Origin of the sequence: Saccharospirillum sp. (genome assembly GCF_039982735.1) — a bacterium.
In the GTDB taxonomy this organism is placed as follows: Bacteria; Pseudomonadota; Gammaproteobacteria; order Pseudomonadales; family Natronospirillaceae; genus Saccharospirillum.
In genome coordinates, this window is the sequence record NZ_JBDWXV010000021.1 from 1 (window position 1) to 16105 (window position 16105).

Annotated in this window: 17 protein-coding genes; 4 read left to right on the forward strand and 13 right to left on the reverse strand. The window is 57.9% G+C overall.

From position 1 onward, the window contains the following. The coding region (locus ABJT94_RS18050) for an IS3 family transposase (RefSeq protein WP_348483176.1) at positions 1-104 on the forward strand (104 nt) is incomplete at its 5' end. A gap of 121 nt (positions 105-225) precedes the next feature. On the opposite strand, the gene ABJT94_RS18055 is transcribed toward ABJT94_RS18050, so the two are convergent. The 3 genes from ABJT94_RS18055 to ABJT94_RS18065 all read right to left on the reverse strand — a co-directional run bounded on the left by ABJT94_RS18055 (position 226) and on the right by ABJT94_RS18065 (position 3671). Further along, complete coding sequence (locus ABJT94_RS18055) at positions 226-2667, reverse strand: S49 family peptidase (protein ID WP_348474090.1); 2442 nt, start codon at positions 2665-2667, stop codon at positions 226-228. 100 nt (positions 2668-2767) lie between these two features. Next, the gene (locus ABJT94_RS18060) at positions 2768-3190 is read right to left on the reverse strand and encodes a GNAT family N-acetyltransferase (RefSeq protein ID WP_348474091.1); all 423 of its coding nucleotides are present in this window, start codon (positions 3188-3190) and stop codon (positions 2768-2770) included. Positions 3191-3239: 49 nt separating this feature from the next. After that, entirely contained in the window at positions 3240-3671 is a 432-nt protein-coding gene (locus tag ABJT94_RS18065; RefSeq protein ID WP_348474092.1) for a heme-binding protein, read from the reverse strand. A 193-nt stretch (positions 3672-3864) separates the two neighbouring features. Between ABJT94_RS18065 and yghU the strand changes: the two genes are divergently transcribed. From yghU to hisD (ABJT94_RS18080), 3 genes are all read left to right on the forward strand, one after another. Next, positions 3865-4704 carry a glutathione-dependent disulfide-bond oxidoreductase gene (yghU, locus tag ABJT94_RS18070; protein WP_348474093.1) on the forward strand — a complete coding sequence of 280 codons (840 nt, stop codon included), beginning with the start codon at positions 3865-3867 and terminating at the stop codon, positions 4702-4704. Between the two features lie 99 nt (positions 4705-4803). After that, a complete protein-coding gene (locus tag ABJT94_RS18075) occupies positions 4804-5274 on the forward strand; it encodes an NADAR family protein (RefSeq protein ID WP_348474094.1) in 471 nt (156 codons plus the stop codon). Positions 5275-5539: 265 nt separating this feature from the next. Then, positions 5540-6829, forward strand: coding sequence for a histidinol dehydrogenase (gene hisD, locus ABJT94_RS18080; protein WP_348474095.1), 1290 nt, complete (start codon positions 5540-5542; stop codon positions 6827-6829). Positions 6830-7073: 244 nt separating this feature from the next. On the opposite strand, the gene ABJT94_RS18085 is transcribed toward hisD (ABJT94_RS18080), so the two are convergent. From ABJT94_RS18085 to ABJT94_RS18130, 10 genes are read right to left on the reverse strand one after another with little or no spacing between them, the layout of a single operon-like run. Next, a complete protein-coding gene (locus ABJT94_RS18085) occupies positions 7074-8438 on the reverse strand; it encodes an amidase (protein ID WP_348474096.1) in 1365 nt (454 codons plus the stop codon). Further along, on the reverse strand, positions 8422-8616 hold the full coding sequence (locus tag ABJT94_RS18090; protein WP_348474097.1) for a hypothetical protein: 195 nt from the start codon (positions 8614-8616) through the stop codon (positions 8422-8424). The genes ABJT94_RS18085 and ABJT94_RS18090 overlap by 17 nt, the downstream gene beginning before the upstream one ends. A gap of 2 nt (positions 8617-8618) precedes the next feature. After that, complete coding sequence (locus ABJT94_RS18095) at positions 8619-9314, reverse strand: RraA family protein (RefSeq protein WP_348474098.1); 696 nt, start codon at positions 9312-9314, stop codon at positions 8619-8621. After that, the gene (locus ABJT94_RS18100; RefSeq protein WP_348474099.1) at positions 9311-10006 is read right to left on the reverse strand and encodes an alpha/beta hydrolase; all 696 of its coding nucleotides are present in this window, start codon (positions 10004-10006) and stop codon (positions 9311-9313) included. Before ABJT94_RS18100 ends, ABJT94_RS18095 begins: the two co-directional genes overlap by 4 nt. Positions 10007-10022: 16 nt before the next feature. Beyond that, a complete protein-coding gene (locus tag ABJT94_RS18105; protein WP_348474100.1) occupies positions 10023-10991 on the reverse strand; it encodes a cupin domain-containing protein in 969 nt (322 codons plus the stop codon). A 33-nt stretch (positions 10992-11024) separates the two neighbouring features. Continuing rightward, positions 11025-12041 (reverse strand): LacI family DNA-binding transcriptional regulator, encoded by a 1017-nt coding sequence (locus ABJT94_RS18110; RefSeq protein WP_348474101.1) that lies wholly within the window; start codon positions 12039-12041, stop codon positions 11025-11027. Continuing rightward, entirely contained in the window at positions 12041-12805 is a 765-nt protein-coding gene (locus ABJT94_RS18115; RefSeq protein WP_348474102.1) for an SDR family oxidoreductase, read from the reverse strand. The genes ABJT94_RS18110 and ABJT94_RS18115 overlap by 1 nt, the downstream gene beginning before the upstream one ends. Continuing rightward, entirely contained in the window at positions 12802-14112 is a 1311-nt protein-coding gene (gene hisD / locus ABJT94_RS18120) for a histidinol dehydrogenase (protein WP_348474103.1), read from the reverse strand. The genes ABJT94_RS18115 and hisD (ABJT94_RS18120) overlap by 4 nt, the downstream gene beginning before the upstream one ends. A gap of 35 nt (positions 14113-14147) precedes the next feature. After that, entirely contained in the window at positions 14148-15206 is a 1059-nt protein-coding gene (ugpC, locus tag ABJT94_RS18125) for a sn-glycerol-3-phosphate ABC transporter ATP-binding protein UgpC (RefSeq protein ID WP_348474104.1), read from the reverse strand. 4 nt (positions 15207-15210) lie between these two features. Continuing rightward, positions 15211-16095: a carbohydrate ABC transporter permease gene (locus tag ABJT94_RS18130; protein WP_348474105.1), complete on the reverse strand. Its 885-nt coding sequence runs from the start codon at positions 16093-16095 to the stop codon at positions 15211-15213. Positions 16096-16105 lie beyond the last annotated feature (10 nt).

Sequence of the window (16105 nt, forward strand, 5' to 3'; positions counted from 1 at the left end):
GTCGCGCTTTGGGACGGTATATAAACAAGTTCTACAATGCGGTGAGGTTACACTCCGGAATCGGGTATTGCTCACCAGTGGAATATGAGCGAATGGTCGCTTGAAATGACGAGGTGTCCATTTTATCGGGGGAAGATCACGCACGCACGGACTTTCCCTAGTACAGCAACACCGGGCAGCCATCAGGCCACCCGGTCCCAATCAACAAGCCTCGAACTAACCGCCCTACCGCTCCAACGACCCCTCAAAATAATGATACGGCAACAACACCATCGGCTGGCCGCGATGCTCTACCAGGTCCCGCAAGTACTGCTGGCGATACAAATCCCGATTGAACACAAGTGCTTCTGCACCTTCTACATCGACCAGATACCGCAAGTCTTGCAAGGATGACACACTGGGGCGTGGGCTTTCGACCAGGAATACTTTATCGCGATCGGCAATGCCTGCCTGCTGACGGGCCAGATCAATGGCGTGGGTCAGACTGCCCAGCTCGTCGATCAGGCCTGCTTCGAGGGCGTCGCTGCCGCTGTATACCCGGCCCGCTGCCAGTGCTCGCATCTCGGCAACGCTGATGCCCCTGGCTTCAGCAGCCTGGGTCACGAAGGCGTCGTAGTAGCTGTCGAGGCTGCGCATAATGCCGGCGCGCTCTGTGGGTGTCAGGTCCCGGCTTGGCAGGGTTAGCCCGGCGATTGGTAATCCGATGCCAGCGGTTGCATCGGCCGAGGCGCCCCGGCTCACGGCATCGCTGTTCAGGTGCAACCGGTCGCCCAGGCCGTCATCCCACAGGCGTACGCCCGTTACGCCGATGCTGCCGGTGATGGTATTGGGTGCGGCAACCAGCGTGCCTGCGTGCATCGATACCCAATAACCGCCTGAGGTGGCCAGTGAACCCATCGATACCACGACCGGCTTCTCAGCCTGGGTCAGCTTCACTTCCTGGCCCAACAGATCGGCCGCCAGTATTAACCCGCCCGGTGAATCGACACGCAGCACAACAGCCTTGATCTCATCGTCTTCACGCAACTCCCTAAGCGATTCCGCCAGTTCACGGGTGCGCATACCGCTGTCGGTCGCGGTCATGCCGGTGGCGTACATCACGGCAATGCGGTGGGCTGGCCCCCATTGGTTGTCGCGGGGTTCGCGCAGCACTTGCAAGCCGTCGGGCGCGACCCGGCGGGGTTCGGTACCGGTCACGTCTTCCAGTACGTCATCCAGTTCGGAATACCGCGCCAGTCGGTCCACCACGCCCATGTTCAGCAAATCATCGGCGGTCAGGGACAGGCCGCGGTCGATCAGTTGATCGAAGGCGTTGGGCGAGAGATTCCGCCCTTGGGCCATGCTGGTTTGCCAGAGCTGATAAAAGCTGTCGATCATCGCTTGGCGTTGTACCCGGTCGGCGGCCGACATGTCACTGCGCGACAGGCTTTCAAAGGCGGTTTTGTATTCGAGGTTGCGGAATTCATCGACGCCGATGCCCCAGTGGGCCAGCAACTCACCGAGGTAGGTACTGCCGGAGACAAAGCCTGGTACGGTCAGGGTGCCCATCGGGTCCAGAATGACTTCGTCGGCGGCTGAGGTGAGCAACAGCTCGGTCATGCCACCGTTTTCAATGTACAGCACCACAGTTTTACCGGAGTCGCGGAATTCATCCAGTGCGGTTTTGATTTCCCAGGCCATGGCGGCCGGCACTTGCATGCGCGTGGTGTTGACGACAATGCCGCCAATGTTGTCGTCCAGACGGGCGGCATCGATGTAGCGCAGGGTATCGAGCAGTGACCGACGGCGATCGAACAGGCCGAAGGTCTGGTAGGCCATCTCGTCGTTGAGGCTCAGTTCCAGAACATCGTCGCCCGATGTCGACCAGGCATCGAACACATTGCGGTCCCAGCCACCGGCGCGCAGGGTGTACGATTGGTAGTTGTCGCCTTCATCCAACTGGTGCGACTGAACGCTGAAGCCGGTGTGGCCGAGGCTCACTTGCAGGCCGGCCGTGACGGTTCCGGTATCAAAATAACGGCCGGTAACTCGAATGCCCGGCATCACTTCGGTTGCAGCGCCAGCCGACCAATGGCCGTCTTCAAAGTCTTCATCGTTGCCCAGGGCGTAGTCGGCAAATACCGTCAGGGATTCATTGCCAAAGGGTCGTACGGCCACGTCTACGGTGCCCTGATAGTATTGCGTATCGGTCGCCAGGGTGCCGGTCAGGCCAATGGAGGTGTAGCGATTGGGGCGGTTGATTGAACCCAGCGTGAAATGTGTGCGCAGATCCTGGCTGTCGGTATCGCCACCGTACCAGCCGATGGAAAGCCCGCCGGCGCTGGCGTCGGTGCCGCCGCCAAAGGCCAGCTTATATTCCCGTATGGTGTCCGCGCCTCTGTGGTCCCGGCCGAAGCTGAAGCTCACCCCCGGCGCGGCGAGCGTGGCGTTCCAACGCTGGTCGTCATACAAGAAGTCATCACTGGTCCAGTTAACGGTGACATCGCCTTCGGTCAGGTAATGCAGCCCGGCCGGGTTGTCGTAGCCGTACAGCCCGAATTTCATCGCGCCTGGCGACGTCAGTGAAAATTCGTTTTGCTGGTAATACCGTTGAAAACCGGTTTGTTCAGCTAACGCAGGCAAGCTGGCACACACCAGCAAAGGCAATATCGTTAATCGGCGGGGCATGGCTCACGTCCTTATTGGCGATGTCAGACATTAGCTTAGGCCGATGTACCCGTCTCAAACAGTAACGAAAGTCCTGTTTTTCACGGCGATGCTGCAAACGTCACTGGGCACCTCGAATGGGAACATCCGGGTCAAGCACCCAGCAACGATCATTGTGCTGGTAGCCCAGGGGTTCGTAATAGGCGCTGGCCGAGGGAGCGGCAAGCAGAATCAGTTTACACCGCGGCCCAAGCTGCTGCTGAGTGACGGCTTGTAACTGTTTGCCAATGCCCGATTTTTGCAGGCTGGCATCGACCGCCAGATCAGACAAATAACAGGCGAAGTGAAAATCGGTGACGCTGCGGGCAATGCCCACCAACACGTCACCGTCCCAGGCAGTGACGGTTAAGCTGGCGTTGGTCAGCATGCCTTCTATGCAGGCGCGGTCATCCACGGGCCGGCGTTCCGCCAGGGTTGACCGGTGCAGCAGATCAATGAACTGATCTGCGCTGACCGGTGCGTTTATGCGGTATTCAATGGTCATGAACTCGCCCTCCTGTTTGGTAAACGCGGCGGATCTTTCTGAACGGTCTTCAGACAAACGTGAAGTCAGGCAAGGCATCCACAATGATCTGGTGGTCATCCACGTCTTTTAGGCCGGTCACCGTGATGGTCCCGATCAGGCCAGCACCGGTCACCACAATCGGAATGCAACCACCTTTGGCGATGTAGTCATCTTCGCTCAGGCCAAAGTCAGCCGCCAGCGTTTTGCCCATTTCTTCCAAATCGAGCCGCACCGCCAGCGAGCTTTCGGCAAAATTCAGCGTTGTATTCACTTTTCTTCGAATCCAGTTGGCTTTGTCGGCCGACAAATCATTGTCGATGAACTCGAAAACGGTTTGGTTCAGACGGCGAATCGAGACACCGATTCGGACGTCGCGCTTGCGGGCCAGTTCGATAATGGCCAGCCCCATATCCAGGGCGATCCGGTTGGTAAACTGGTCGGTGATCAATTGACGTTCCACAGGGGTTTCCTTGTTCAGTGGCAGAAGGGAGACGCCTCATTCTTCCAGTCCCGGTCGCCGTTCTCAACGTTTTTAACGTTTTTAACGTCCAGCGGCTGATGCCTGTGAAGTTGCTTTTGACCCGACCGCCCTCACCTCCCGTACCATTCGGATATCAATTCCAACTCACCGCAATCAAATTCAAGGACACACCATGAGCGATAGCAGCTACACACCCCCCAAAGTATGGACCTGGGAACCTGGCAACGGTGGCCGGTTTGCCAACATCAACCGACCCATCGCAGGCCCCACGCACGATAAACCGCTGCCGGTTGGCAAACACCCTCTGCAACTGCATTCACTGGCCACCCCCAATGGCGTTAAAGTCACCATCATGCTGGAAGAGCTGTTAGCCGCTGGCATTGCCGGCGCCGAATACGACGCCTGGCTGATCAACATCATGGAAGGGGACCAGTTTGGTTCCGGCTTTGTGGAAGCCAACCCCAACTCCAAGATACCCGCCCTAATGGACCACAGCGTCACCCCGCCGCAGCGGGTGTTTGAATCCGGCTCCATCCTGATGTATCTGGCTGAAAAATTTAACGCCTTCATACCCGACACCCCGGCTGGCCGCACCGAATGTTTCAACTGGTTGTTCTGGCAAATGGGCAGCGCGCCGATTCTGGGTGGTGGCTTTGGCCATTTTTACGCCTATGCGCCGGAAAAATTCGAATACCCGATCAACCGTTACACTATGGAAGTGAAACGCCAGCTGGATGTACTCGACCGCCACCTGGCTGACAACACCTACCTCTGCGGTGACACCTACAGCATCGCCGATATGGCGGTTTGGCCCTGGTATGGCTGGCTGGTTCAGAACAAGGTGTATGAGGCCGCCGAATTTCTAGAGGCCGATGGCTACACCCATGTGTTGCGCTGGGCTAATGCCATAGCCGAACGGCCCGCGGTGAAGCGCGGTGTGAAAGTGAACCGCACCTGGGGCGAGCCAGACGAACAGCTGCCGGAACGGCATGACGCCAGCGACCTGGACTGAGCCTCACCTGCCCGACTGAATCGGGGCTGGTTGCCGTTACTGACCAGACCCCGTGTTGAGGTACACTCTCTTACCCCCCTCTTCAGGAACCGTCGTATCATGAGTTTGTTTGAACACCAGACAGTGGAAGATGCGCTCCTGATCAACCGGCTGGACACCGAAGAGGTTCTCGGCTGTGCCATTGAGCGCCCATTTGAACTGGATGGCCATCGCTGGCTGACGGCCGAACATTACTACCAGGCCATGAAATACCCGGGGAAAAACCGTTTTCACGACATCCGCAATGCCCCAACCGCCGAAAAAGCCCGAAAACACGGCCGCGGCTGGCTAAAACGCACGCGGGAAGACTGGCCCGCTCTTCGTACCCGAGTGATGACGCGGGCGCTCTACACCCAGGCACACACCCACCCTGATTTTGCCCAGGCCCTGCTGGCGACCGGTGAAAAACCGATCCGGGAGAATTCCCTGTACGACTATTTCTGGGGCACCGGTCGCGATCAGCGTGGCGAGAATGCCTATGGGACTGTGCTCATGAATGTTAGAGAAAAATTGCGTCAGGAAGCTGGCTGAACCTCATTCCGCCACTGCCTGACCTGGCTTACATAGCCCCACTCCCGCTTGACCCTAATGCAGAAGCATCACAGAGAGCTTTGGCTCGGCCTACTCCGCTTTCAGCCCCTATTGCCCATGATTTAGCCGTCCGAGATCCGCCTTCATCAAGCCTCCCACAGCGCTATTTTCGAGTCGCTTAATCTTTTTTGCATTCGTATGCAAAAAGAGTAATATCAAGATATAAAACAACGACAGCCCACCGTGATTGGCCCAGGAGAAAACCATGGCGAGTAGCAAAACCCTGAACAAAGATGCGCTAACGTTCGTTAAAACACCCGAGCGCAATGCCCAGAGCGACAGTACGTCAGTTGAAGGGCTGGTTGCCGACATCATTCGATCGGTCCGCGAGCGAGGCGATGATGCCGTTCGGGATTATTCCGAACAGTTCGACAAGATCCGTCTGGATGCGTTCGAGGTCTCCATGGCAGACCGCGAGTTGGCCGTTGAACGCCTCGACCCGCAAACCCGGGCCGATACACAATTTGCGATCGACAACGTCTCAGCCTTTGCCAAAGCGCAATTGGGCTCGTTGTCGGAAATCAATGTCGAGATCCTGCCCGGCGTTCACATGGGCCATCGCAACATCCCGCTGGACCGAGTGGGCTGCTACGTCCCCGGTGGCCGCTACCCGCTGTTGTCGGCGCCCATCATGACGATTGTGCCGGCCAAGATTGCCGGCGTGGGCGAGGTCATAGCCTGCCTGCCACCCAATGCGCACGAAGCCATGATTGCGGGTTGTCATCTGTCCGGTGCCGATCGTATTTTCCGCATCGGTGGTGCCCAGGCGATTGCCGCCATGGCGATGGGCACCGAGACCGTGCCGGCCGTTAACAAGATCGTCGGCCCGGGCAATGCCTTTGTGAACGAGGCCAAACGCCAGGTATTTGGCCCCATCGGTATCGACCAGTTGGCGGGCCCCTCGGAAATCTTCGTGCTGGCCGACCACACTGGCGATGCCGAACTGATTGCGACCGACCTGTTGGGCCAGGCCGAGCACGATGTTCGCACCCGGGTCGGCCTGATCACCACTGATAAAGCACTGGCCGAGGCTGTGGTTAAAGAAGTCGACCGCCAACTGCAAACGCTGTCGACGGCAGAAACCGCAGCCCAGTCCTGGCGCGACTACGGCGAAGTGGTGTTCTGTGAATCCGAAGCCGACATGCTGGCCTATTCCGAGGACGTCGCGGCCGAGCATTTGCAACTGCACACCGCTGACCCCCATGCCATTGCCAAACAGCTGAACAATTACGGGTCGCTGTTTATCGGCGAGCTGGCCAGCGTGGTGTATTCAGACAAGTGCTCCGGCACCAACCACACCCTGCCCACCATGGGCGCGGGCAAATACACCGGCGGGCTCTGGGTGGGCACTTACATAAAGACCGCAACACACCAGTGGCTGACCGAAGAAGGCGTGAAACAGGTTGCCCCCTCTGCCACACGCCAGAGCAACAGCGAAGGGCTGGAAGGCCATCGCCGGGCGGCGCAGATTCGTCTGGATCGGATGAGTCAGTAAGCAGGAAAGAAGGAGCACCCAGTTGGGTGTTCGGATTTGGCTTGGTGGCATTATCCCGCGTCAGCTACCGGGTATGCCCCTGTGGGGTCGGCGTAGATCCGTCCGTGGAGCCTAGGCCGCAGCATCCCTGCTGCGGACTACCCCACAGGGGCATACCCGGCAGCCAACGCTTGCCTCTCGACCAACGGTGAAACTCGACGACAAAAGTTTTTGGGTCGGCATCCAAACTGGTGTCGGCCCTTTTTTATAAATTAGGTTTTATGACGGAGTGGTCGGTGCTTTGTTCGAACGCCTGGCCGATCTGACAGATTCGGGCTTCGTCGTTGCGCTTGCCGATGATCTGCATTCCCAGCGGCAGGCCGTTGGAAAAACCAATGGGTACGGTTAGCACCGGATGACCGGTCAGGTTAAACGGGAAGGTTCGCATGGGTGTCCAGACGGGCTGACCGTCGGTGAAGGCGGCAAAGGCCGGTGCGGGGGTTAGTGTGGTGAGAGTGATGAGCGCATCAACGCGGTGCAGCACCGCGTCCATCTCGTCGCTCAGGTGCTGTTGCATGGCTCGCGCAGCGGCCAGGTGCTCCGGCGTCAGCACCGTACCGGTGATCAGGTTTCTCAACGCCGCCCTACCATAGCGCTCAGGCATGGTGCCCAGCGCTTTCTTGTGCACCGCCAGCGCCTCGGCCTGCAAAATGACGGTACCGACCGCTTCAAACAGATCGTAATCCGGCAAATCTACCGGCTCAATTCGGGCTTCCAGCAGGCTGAGCTGGGAGGCGGCGGCATCCATGGCGGTCACGGCCTGCGGATCGACGGCCGGGTCATCGGCGAACCAGTCGCGGCCATAGCCCAGTCGCAAGCCAGCCAGGCTTTTCCACAGCCATTGGGTGGCTGCCGGGGCGTCCGCCAGTTCCGCAAAAGCATCGAAACACAGGGCCGCATCCGCTACGCAGGCCGCCAGCGGGCCTACATGATCGAGACTGTCCGACAACGGAAACACTCCCTGCCGGGACAGGCGTTCATAGGTGGGTTTGAGCCCGACAATGCCGCAATACGCGGCGGGGCTGCGCACCGAGCCACCGGTGTCGGTGCCCAGGGCACACCGAACCAGGCCACCCGCAACGGCTGCGGCTGAGCCGGAGGATGACCCGCCAGTAATGTGATCCAGGTTCCAGGGGTTACGGGGCGGCGGGTTGGGTTGGTCGAACGCCGGGCCAGTCAGGGCAAACTCGTAGGTCGCGACCTTGCCGAGCAGTACCGCACCGGCCGACTGTATGCGCTGCACTACCACTGCATCCTGCGTCGCGACTTGGCCTGCCTGCACATGGGAACCACAAGTGGTAGCAGTGCCGGCGACATCAAACAGATCTTTTAGTGCGACGGGAATACCGAGCATGGGTAAGTCGTCGCACTCCCCTTCCGTTAATCGGGCATCCGCTGCTCGCGCCTGCTGCAGCACCGCTTCCGGATTCACATCAATAAAAGCCAGCAAACGGTCATTCCGTTGCTCAATGCGCTCCAGGTGCGCCTGGGCCAGCTCGACGGCACTGAGCGTACCGTTGCGTAGGGCTTCGCCAGCTTCAGCGATGGTCAGGTCACAGGGGTGCGTCATCGTCAGCCTCCGCTGCCTGCAGTGCCGCACACACACGCTCGGCCTGTGCCAGCAGGTTCTGTGATGCTGCCAGAGCGGCGGCCTGGTCGTCTGGTGTGATGGTGAGCCCATGGCCTGACAATAAGCGGCTGAATGTTTCTGCGGTGAGTTGCCCGGTGGGGAAACGTGGCTCGGTCATGTTTAGGTCCTTGCGGCTTCAAACGCGGCCCAGGCTTGTTCGAACTCGGCAAAATCAAATGATGCCGAGCGAGCAGGTTCGAGCACCAGTTTTTCAGTAGCCAGCAGACGTTCAATGGCGTCGGCCAGTACCGGAATCACGGCGTCGGGAATGACCAGCGCGCCATGGCGATCGGCATGTATCAGATCGCCCGGGGCTACCTCCATGCCGAACACCTTTACCGGCGTGTCGAAGGCCTCAACCCGCACAAACGCATGGCTCGGTCCGATGCGACCGGCCAGCACCGGAAAGTCCGCTGGCAGGTCACCCAGATCCCGCATCACGCCATTAGTGACCACACCTGCCAGGCCAAAACCCTTATGCACGGTGGTGTTGATCTCACCCCAATAAGCGCCGACGGCGTTGTCACCATCGAGGTCTTCAATCACGACCAGCGACGGCCCGGTCGACTCCGACATGTAGCGATAGTAATCCATCCGGCGCTGACGAATCGTGGCCGGATCTTCCTTCGAGGGCGCCAGGGCGGCTATTGTTGCGGTTCGGGCGTAGCCGACCAGAGCACCGGCGTTCGGGTCTGATGACAACAACGTTTGCCGGGTATAGTTAGCAAAACCTCGCTGCCCCTGTGCCACTTCGATGGCATTACACACGGTGGGCGTGTCGACAGTTTGCAGTCGCTTCAGCAAATCGGGTGTCATAGTGCCTCCAGCCATTGAGCCATGGCTTTGTAGGTTTCAATCGGTTTTTCCAGAGAGACAAGATGCCCTGCCGCCGGAATAACATGCAGGCTGGCATGCGGCATCAGTTCACTCATAAAGTTATGGCGGGAAACCGGGCACAGCCGGTCCTGTTCGCCGCAAAGAATCATCGCCGGGCCACTGTAGTGCCTAAGTGTTTCTGTCTGGTCCGGCCGGTGCATCAGTGCTTCGGATTGCCGGATAAAAACGTCAGCACCCAGTGCTTCCGCCATGGCAAAACAAGTGGCCAGAATGGGCGCCTGGGTTGTTTCAATCGCCAGGTAATTCGGGAACACTTTGTCGACCAGCATATCCAACAACCCACCCTCCCGGGCGGTTTGCATTTGCGGGCCCCGGCCAGCCTTTACGCGAGCGTCTTCGGCCAGCGGGTTGGTATCCAGAAGGGCCAGGCCGGCCACTCGGTCCGGCGCCTGGCGCACCACTTCCATGGCGACAATGCCACCCATCGACAGACCGGCCAGTGCAAAGCGTTCCGGTGCTACAGCCAATACAGCGCGTGCCATTTCCTCAACCCGGTTGTGCCGGGTCAGGCAGGCCACCTGCACGGCACGCTCGGCCGAGAAGTAGTCTACCTGTGGCGTGAACAACCGTGCATCGCACATCATGCCGGGCAGCAAAACCAAAGGCGTCATCGGCGAATCCATCTTTTCAGAGCGGCCGGGTCAGGCCGGCAGGATCGTTCGTATTGCGCACCCGGAACAGGCTGGCTTCGCCGCTCATGGCAGGAACCAACTGGTGAGTCAGGCCAGGAGGTACTGCGCAGGTATCGCCCGGTGCCAGGGTTAGCTCACCGTCAGCCCAACTCAGTTTCCAGTGGCCGCGCATCACCATCAGCACCGAGTGCCGGTTCGATTCGATTGGTGCGTCGTTACTGGATGCGTGATTGATAAACTCCAGTTCGAAGCCAGGGCGGTCTTTCAACAAACCCTGCTCCGCAATCACCTTCACCGGGGCGCTGTCGGCCATCGCCATCATGTCCCAGTAACGGGCGACAAAATGTGGAACCACGTCAGATGCCGACGGCTCGGGAAACTGCTTCAATTCTTCGTCGGTCAATAACGGCATGGGCTGAACACCCGTTGGTAACGACTGGCCTTTTTGCTGATCGTACAGCTTGCCGTCGTCACCCAGAATCAACCCGTAGTCTTTAGCATCGGTAATCACCTGCGGTGCCCAGACCACTCCGCCACCGGCATCGTCGCCGCCGAGAATGGCCATGATCATGCCATAGTCGGTACCGATGTTTTCGAAACCGCGAAAAATACCGGTGGGAATGTTGAACACATCCCCCTCTTCCAGCACGACTTCACCGGCATCGCCCCAGCGGCCCCAGAAAAACCGCCAGCGGCCTTTCAATACGAAAAAAACTTCGGCCGTTCGGTGGGTGTGCAGACTGTTGCGGCAATGCGGCGGTTGCCCGGCGGCCCCAATATTGAAGCCTGGGGTTTCTGTGATGTGCACATACTGATCGGCACTTTCAGAGACACCGCCCCCGATGATGGTGAAGTTCTCTTTCTGGTTTGAGCCCGGTGTGTGGGCATCGATGAAGGCACTGCGACAAGGCTGTAATTCACCATATCGAACCGTACGTGACTCCATTTCCGTTTGCGTAACCATGATCGTCAATCACTCGCTTCTGTAAAGTATGAATTAGCTTTTTGGGCGCGCACGGGTAGAGCCGCGCTCAACCAGTACAACCGGTATTCTCACCTTGCTCGGTTCCGTCGCTCGACCTTCAACCATATCCAGCAACCGGTTCACCGTTTCGTCGACCATGGTGTCTACATCCTGGCGAATGGTCGTGAGATTAAACGACGGCCAGGCTGCAATGGGCACGTCGTCAAACCCGACCACGGCCACATCGCCGGGAATCGACAGATGAAACTCATGCCGTATGACATCCATGGCAGCAAAGGCCATGTGGTCGTTGCCGACAAACACCGCATCCGGCTTGGTGTCCATGCTGAACAAACGACGTGCGGCTGCAGCGGCCTGGTCGTAGTGAAAATCACCTACCTCGCGCGCGTACAGAGATTTACCCGCGGCTTTCAGCCCTTTCAGGAACCCCTGTTCGCGCAGGATCTGGGTGGACGCGCCTTCAAAACCGGCCAGATAAGCGATGCGTTCATAGCCACCCTTTACCAGCAATTCTGCGGCCAGCTCACCACCGGCCCCGTTTTCACTGGTGACTGAACTGAGCCGGTCGTCGGCCTGATCCCGGTTGAACAGCATGACCGGAATGCCCTGCGACGCGCACTGTTCCGCCAGCGTTGAGGACATCGATACCGACAACATCAGAATGCCATCGACCTGATAATCCAGCATTTCCTGAACAATGGGCTCAACATCGCCCACGGTTCTTGAAGCCATAAACACCAGAACGTGATAGCCCTTGGCCTGCAAACCGACCGACAACAACTCAATAACTTCTGGATAAAACTGGTTCTCAAAATAGGCGACGACCAGACCGACAATTTTGCTTCGGCCAGTGATCATTGAACGGGCCAGAACATTGGGCCGATAACCCAGCTCATCGGCCGCAGCTTGAATCAGCTCCGCTTTTTTCTTCGAGACCGATCCCCCGGGAGTGAAGTAACGCGACACCGCCGACTGGCTAACACCGGCATGGCGAGCCACATCGTGTGAGGTTACCTTGGTGTTGTTCATCAATGTGCCCTCCAGCCGCCATCGACACTCAGAGCGCTTCCTGTAACCAGGCCCGAAGCGTCTGAAGCCAGGTACAGCACCGCCCCCATGATGTCTTCAACTTCTCCAACCCGATCCAGCAAGATATTGCTCTGCAGCCATTGCACCCGCTCCGGGTCGGCAAAGGTCGATTCGGTCAGTGACGTGCGAATGAAGGTTGGGCATACGGTATTCACCCGAACGCCGGCCTTGCCCCACTCAATCGCCATGGCTTTGGTAAAGCCTTCGACAGCGTGCTTGCTGGCACAATAGACAGATCGGTCAACCCCGCCCACTGATCCCATTTGCGAGGAAATGTTGATCAGCGAACCGGGTTTGCCAACGCTCAGCAAACCACGCGCAACCGCCTGCGTGAGAAAATAGGCAGCGCGTACATTCAGGTTCATGGCCTGATCAAAAGCCTCTGGCGTGGTATCAACCGCCGGACCATGTCGACCCATGCCGGCACTATTGACCAGCACGTCGAATGGGCCATGTTGCTCGATCCAGTGGGCGGTCGCGTCAATGTCTGTAATATCCAGCCGAACCGCCTCGGCGGATTGCCCGCGTTGCTTGAGTTGGGCGACGGCCTCGCTCAGTTTGTCTTGCGAGCGAGCCGCCAGATAAACCTTGGCCCCGGCCCCGGCCAGTGCCGCAGCACAAGCCAGGCCAATGCCCGAGGAAGCGCCGGTAACCAGCGCAGTCTTACCGGTTAGTTGAAAAGACGGTGTTTGGGGAAGTGTCATTGCGCAGCGGTCCCATACTCAACGTGTCGGTTGCCATAGCGACGAACTCTGACATTGGCTTGTTCGGCATGGCCTACGAAACCTTCGAGTATACACAGTCTGGAACAACGGGCACCTATGTCGGCTGCTGCCTCATCGGTGGTGATGCGCTGGTAACTGTGGGTTTTCAGATACTTGCCCACCCAAAGCCCACCCGTGTACCGGCCCGCTTTTTTGGTAGGCAGCGTATGGTTGGTGCCGATCACCTTGTCGCCGTTGGAGACGTTGGTTCTCGGGCCCAGAAACAGAGCGCCGTAGCTGTGCATATGCTCCAGATACCAGTCATCCCGGTCCGTCATGATCTGAACGTGTTCGTACGCCATCTCATTGGCCAGGTCGAGCATTTCTTCGTGAGTCGAGCAGAGGATAACGTCACCGTAATCTTCCCAGCTTTTACGGGCGGTTTCCGCGGTCGGCAGAATGTCCAGCAAGCGGTCAACTTCCCTGAGTGTCGCCTCGGCCAATTCTCGGGAGGTGGTCAGCAATGCCGCCGGAGAGTTATATCCGTGCTCTGCCTGGCCCATCAGATCCGTCGCGCAGAGTTCGGCATCGACGGTATCATCGGCGATCACCATGGTTTCCGTCGGGCCGGCGAACAGGTCGATGCCTACCCGGCCAAACAGCTGCCGTTTGGCTTCGGCAACAAAGGCATTGCCAGGGCCAACCAGCATATCGACCGGTGCGATGCTTTCGGTACCAATCGCCATGGCACCGACGGCCTGAATACCACCGAGCACATAGATTTCATGAGCACCGCCCAGATGCATGGCAGCAATAACGGCCGGGTTGGGTTTGCCATGAAACGGCGGCGTCGCCGCGATGATGCGTGGTACACCCGCCACTGCCGCGGTGACCACCGACATATGGGCCGATGCCACCATGGGAAACTTGCCCCCGGGAATGTAGCAGCCGACCGACTGCACTGGAATGTTCTTGTGGCCCAGTATCACGCCAGGCAATGTTTCGACTTCAATGTCCGTCATTGAATCACGCTGCGCCTGGGCAAAGTTCCGCACCTGGGTTTGAGCGAACTTTATGTCGTCAAGGTCCTGCGGCGATACCTGTTGAATCAGTTCATCGATCTCTGACTGGCTCAAACGAAAAGAAGCCGGGCTGTAGTTGTCGAATTTTTCAGACAACGCCTTCACTGCATTGTCGCCGCTCTGCTCGATATCGGTCAGTGTTTTCTCAACAATATCGCGTACTTTTTGGTCATCGGCGCTGCGTTCGGTGCTGGGTTTGTTTTTCTTTAGATACTCTATGCTCATGGGATCGAGTCCTGTGTTGCGTTTATTCTGTTTTATTAAATATCTTGAGATATTCGGTCGCCGCTGTCGGCATCGAACAGGTGACAGTGACTGGGGTTAATCCCGATACTGACCTGTGAACCGATTTCGGCCCGAAAATCCTTGGGTGCTTTGATGTTGATCAGCTCCCCGCCGACCATCAGCGCGATCATTGATGAATCACCCAGCAACTCCATGGCATACACCGGTGCATTGATCGCGTTTTGCGCATCTTTCAGTTCAGCGTCCTCGGCGCGAAAACCGAGGGTGATTGAGCCCGAATGCTGGCTTGGCAGGCCTTCAATGCGAATGTTCTCTGCGCTAAAAACGCCGGATTCAATCGTGCCCCTGATCAGGTTCATCGCCGGGTTACCAATAAAGCCGGCTACAAAGGTATTGGCCGGGTTATCGTAAATCTCGGTCGGTGTGGCAATTTGCTGAATGCGGCCAAGGTTCATGACGACTACGCGATCCGCCAGCGTCATCGCTTCGATCTGATCGTGGGTGACATAGATGGTGGTGGTCTTCAACCGGAACTGCAGGTTCTTGATCTGTGCCCGTGTCGACACCCGCAGCTTGGCATCCAGGTTCGACAGCGGTTCATCCATCAGGAACACCGTGGGCTTGCGTACAATGGCCCGGCCGAGCGCAACACGCTGACGCTGCCCGCCCGACAATTCGGCCGGCTTACGATGCAGAAAGTCCACAAGGTCAACCATCTCCGCGGCCTTCATCACCTGCTCGTGATGCAGCTCTTTGGGAACTTTGCGAACCTTGATCGGAAAGCGAATGTTTTCATACACGGTCATGTTCGGGTACAGGCCATAGCTCTGAAACACCATGGAAACATCGCGGTCTTTGGGCTCAAGTTTGTTGACCATCCGGTCGCCCAGCCAGATTTCTCCGGAAGAGACATCTTCAAGGCCGGCGATCATTCTCATGGTGGTCGATTTACCACAGCCCGAGGGGCCCAGTAATACCAGGAATTCCTCGTCTTTAATGTGAAGATCAAAGTTGTCGACACCGGACACTTTGCCCCAGCGTTTACAGACGTTGTTCAGGCGGATCTCAGCCATCTTGTTACCCCTTCACTGCGCCAGCGGTCAGACCGCTAACGATCTGTCTTTGAAAAAACATCACCAACATAAACAGCGGCACGGTTGCCGATACCACCGCTGCGACGGCATACATCACAGCGCCTTCGGTTTGCACGGTGCCGAGGAAACTTGCAATTTTGGGGACCATGGTCTGGTTATCCTGATTCAACAACATGGCGGTTACCGCGAAGTCGTTATAGGCCAGCAAAAAGCTGAACAACCCGGTGGTGATCACCCCTGGCCACATGACCGGAATAACCACCTGGCGAAACGCCTGAAAGCGGGTACAGCCATCGACCATGGCGCTTTCGTCCAGGTCTTTGGGAATGGACAGGAAAAAACTGTGCAGCATCCACAAGGCAAACGGCTGGTTGATCGCGACCAGAACAATAATGGCCGTCGGTAAGGCACCCCAGACATTCCATTCGAAAAACGGCAGCATGTAGCCAGACACCAGCGTAATGTGTGGCATGGCGCGAAAGACCAGAGCCGTAATCAGAATCCACAGTGTATAGCGCCGGGCTGACCGGGCCAGTGCATAACCACCGAGTGTTCCCAGCACCAGGGAAATGGCAGTAACAGATACCGTGACAATCACGGTATTCCAGGCCGCTTTCCAGAAATCACGCTCTATCCAGGCACCCTGGTAGCCGTCTCCGGTAAACGCACTGCCTGTTTGCCCGATGGTGTTAAGACCGGTGATGGCCAACTGCCAGTTTTCGCGCGAAAAGAAATCGGCTTCGACTTTGAACGACCCCCAAACGGTCCAGAGAAACGGAAAAGCCGCCACGATTAACCACAACACCAGAAACAGGCTTGAGGTGGTCGACAACAACAGCGGTCGACGATTAACGGTTGATTGTTCCATATCGAAAACC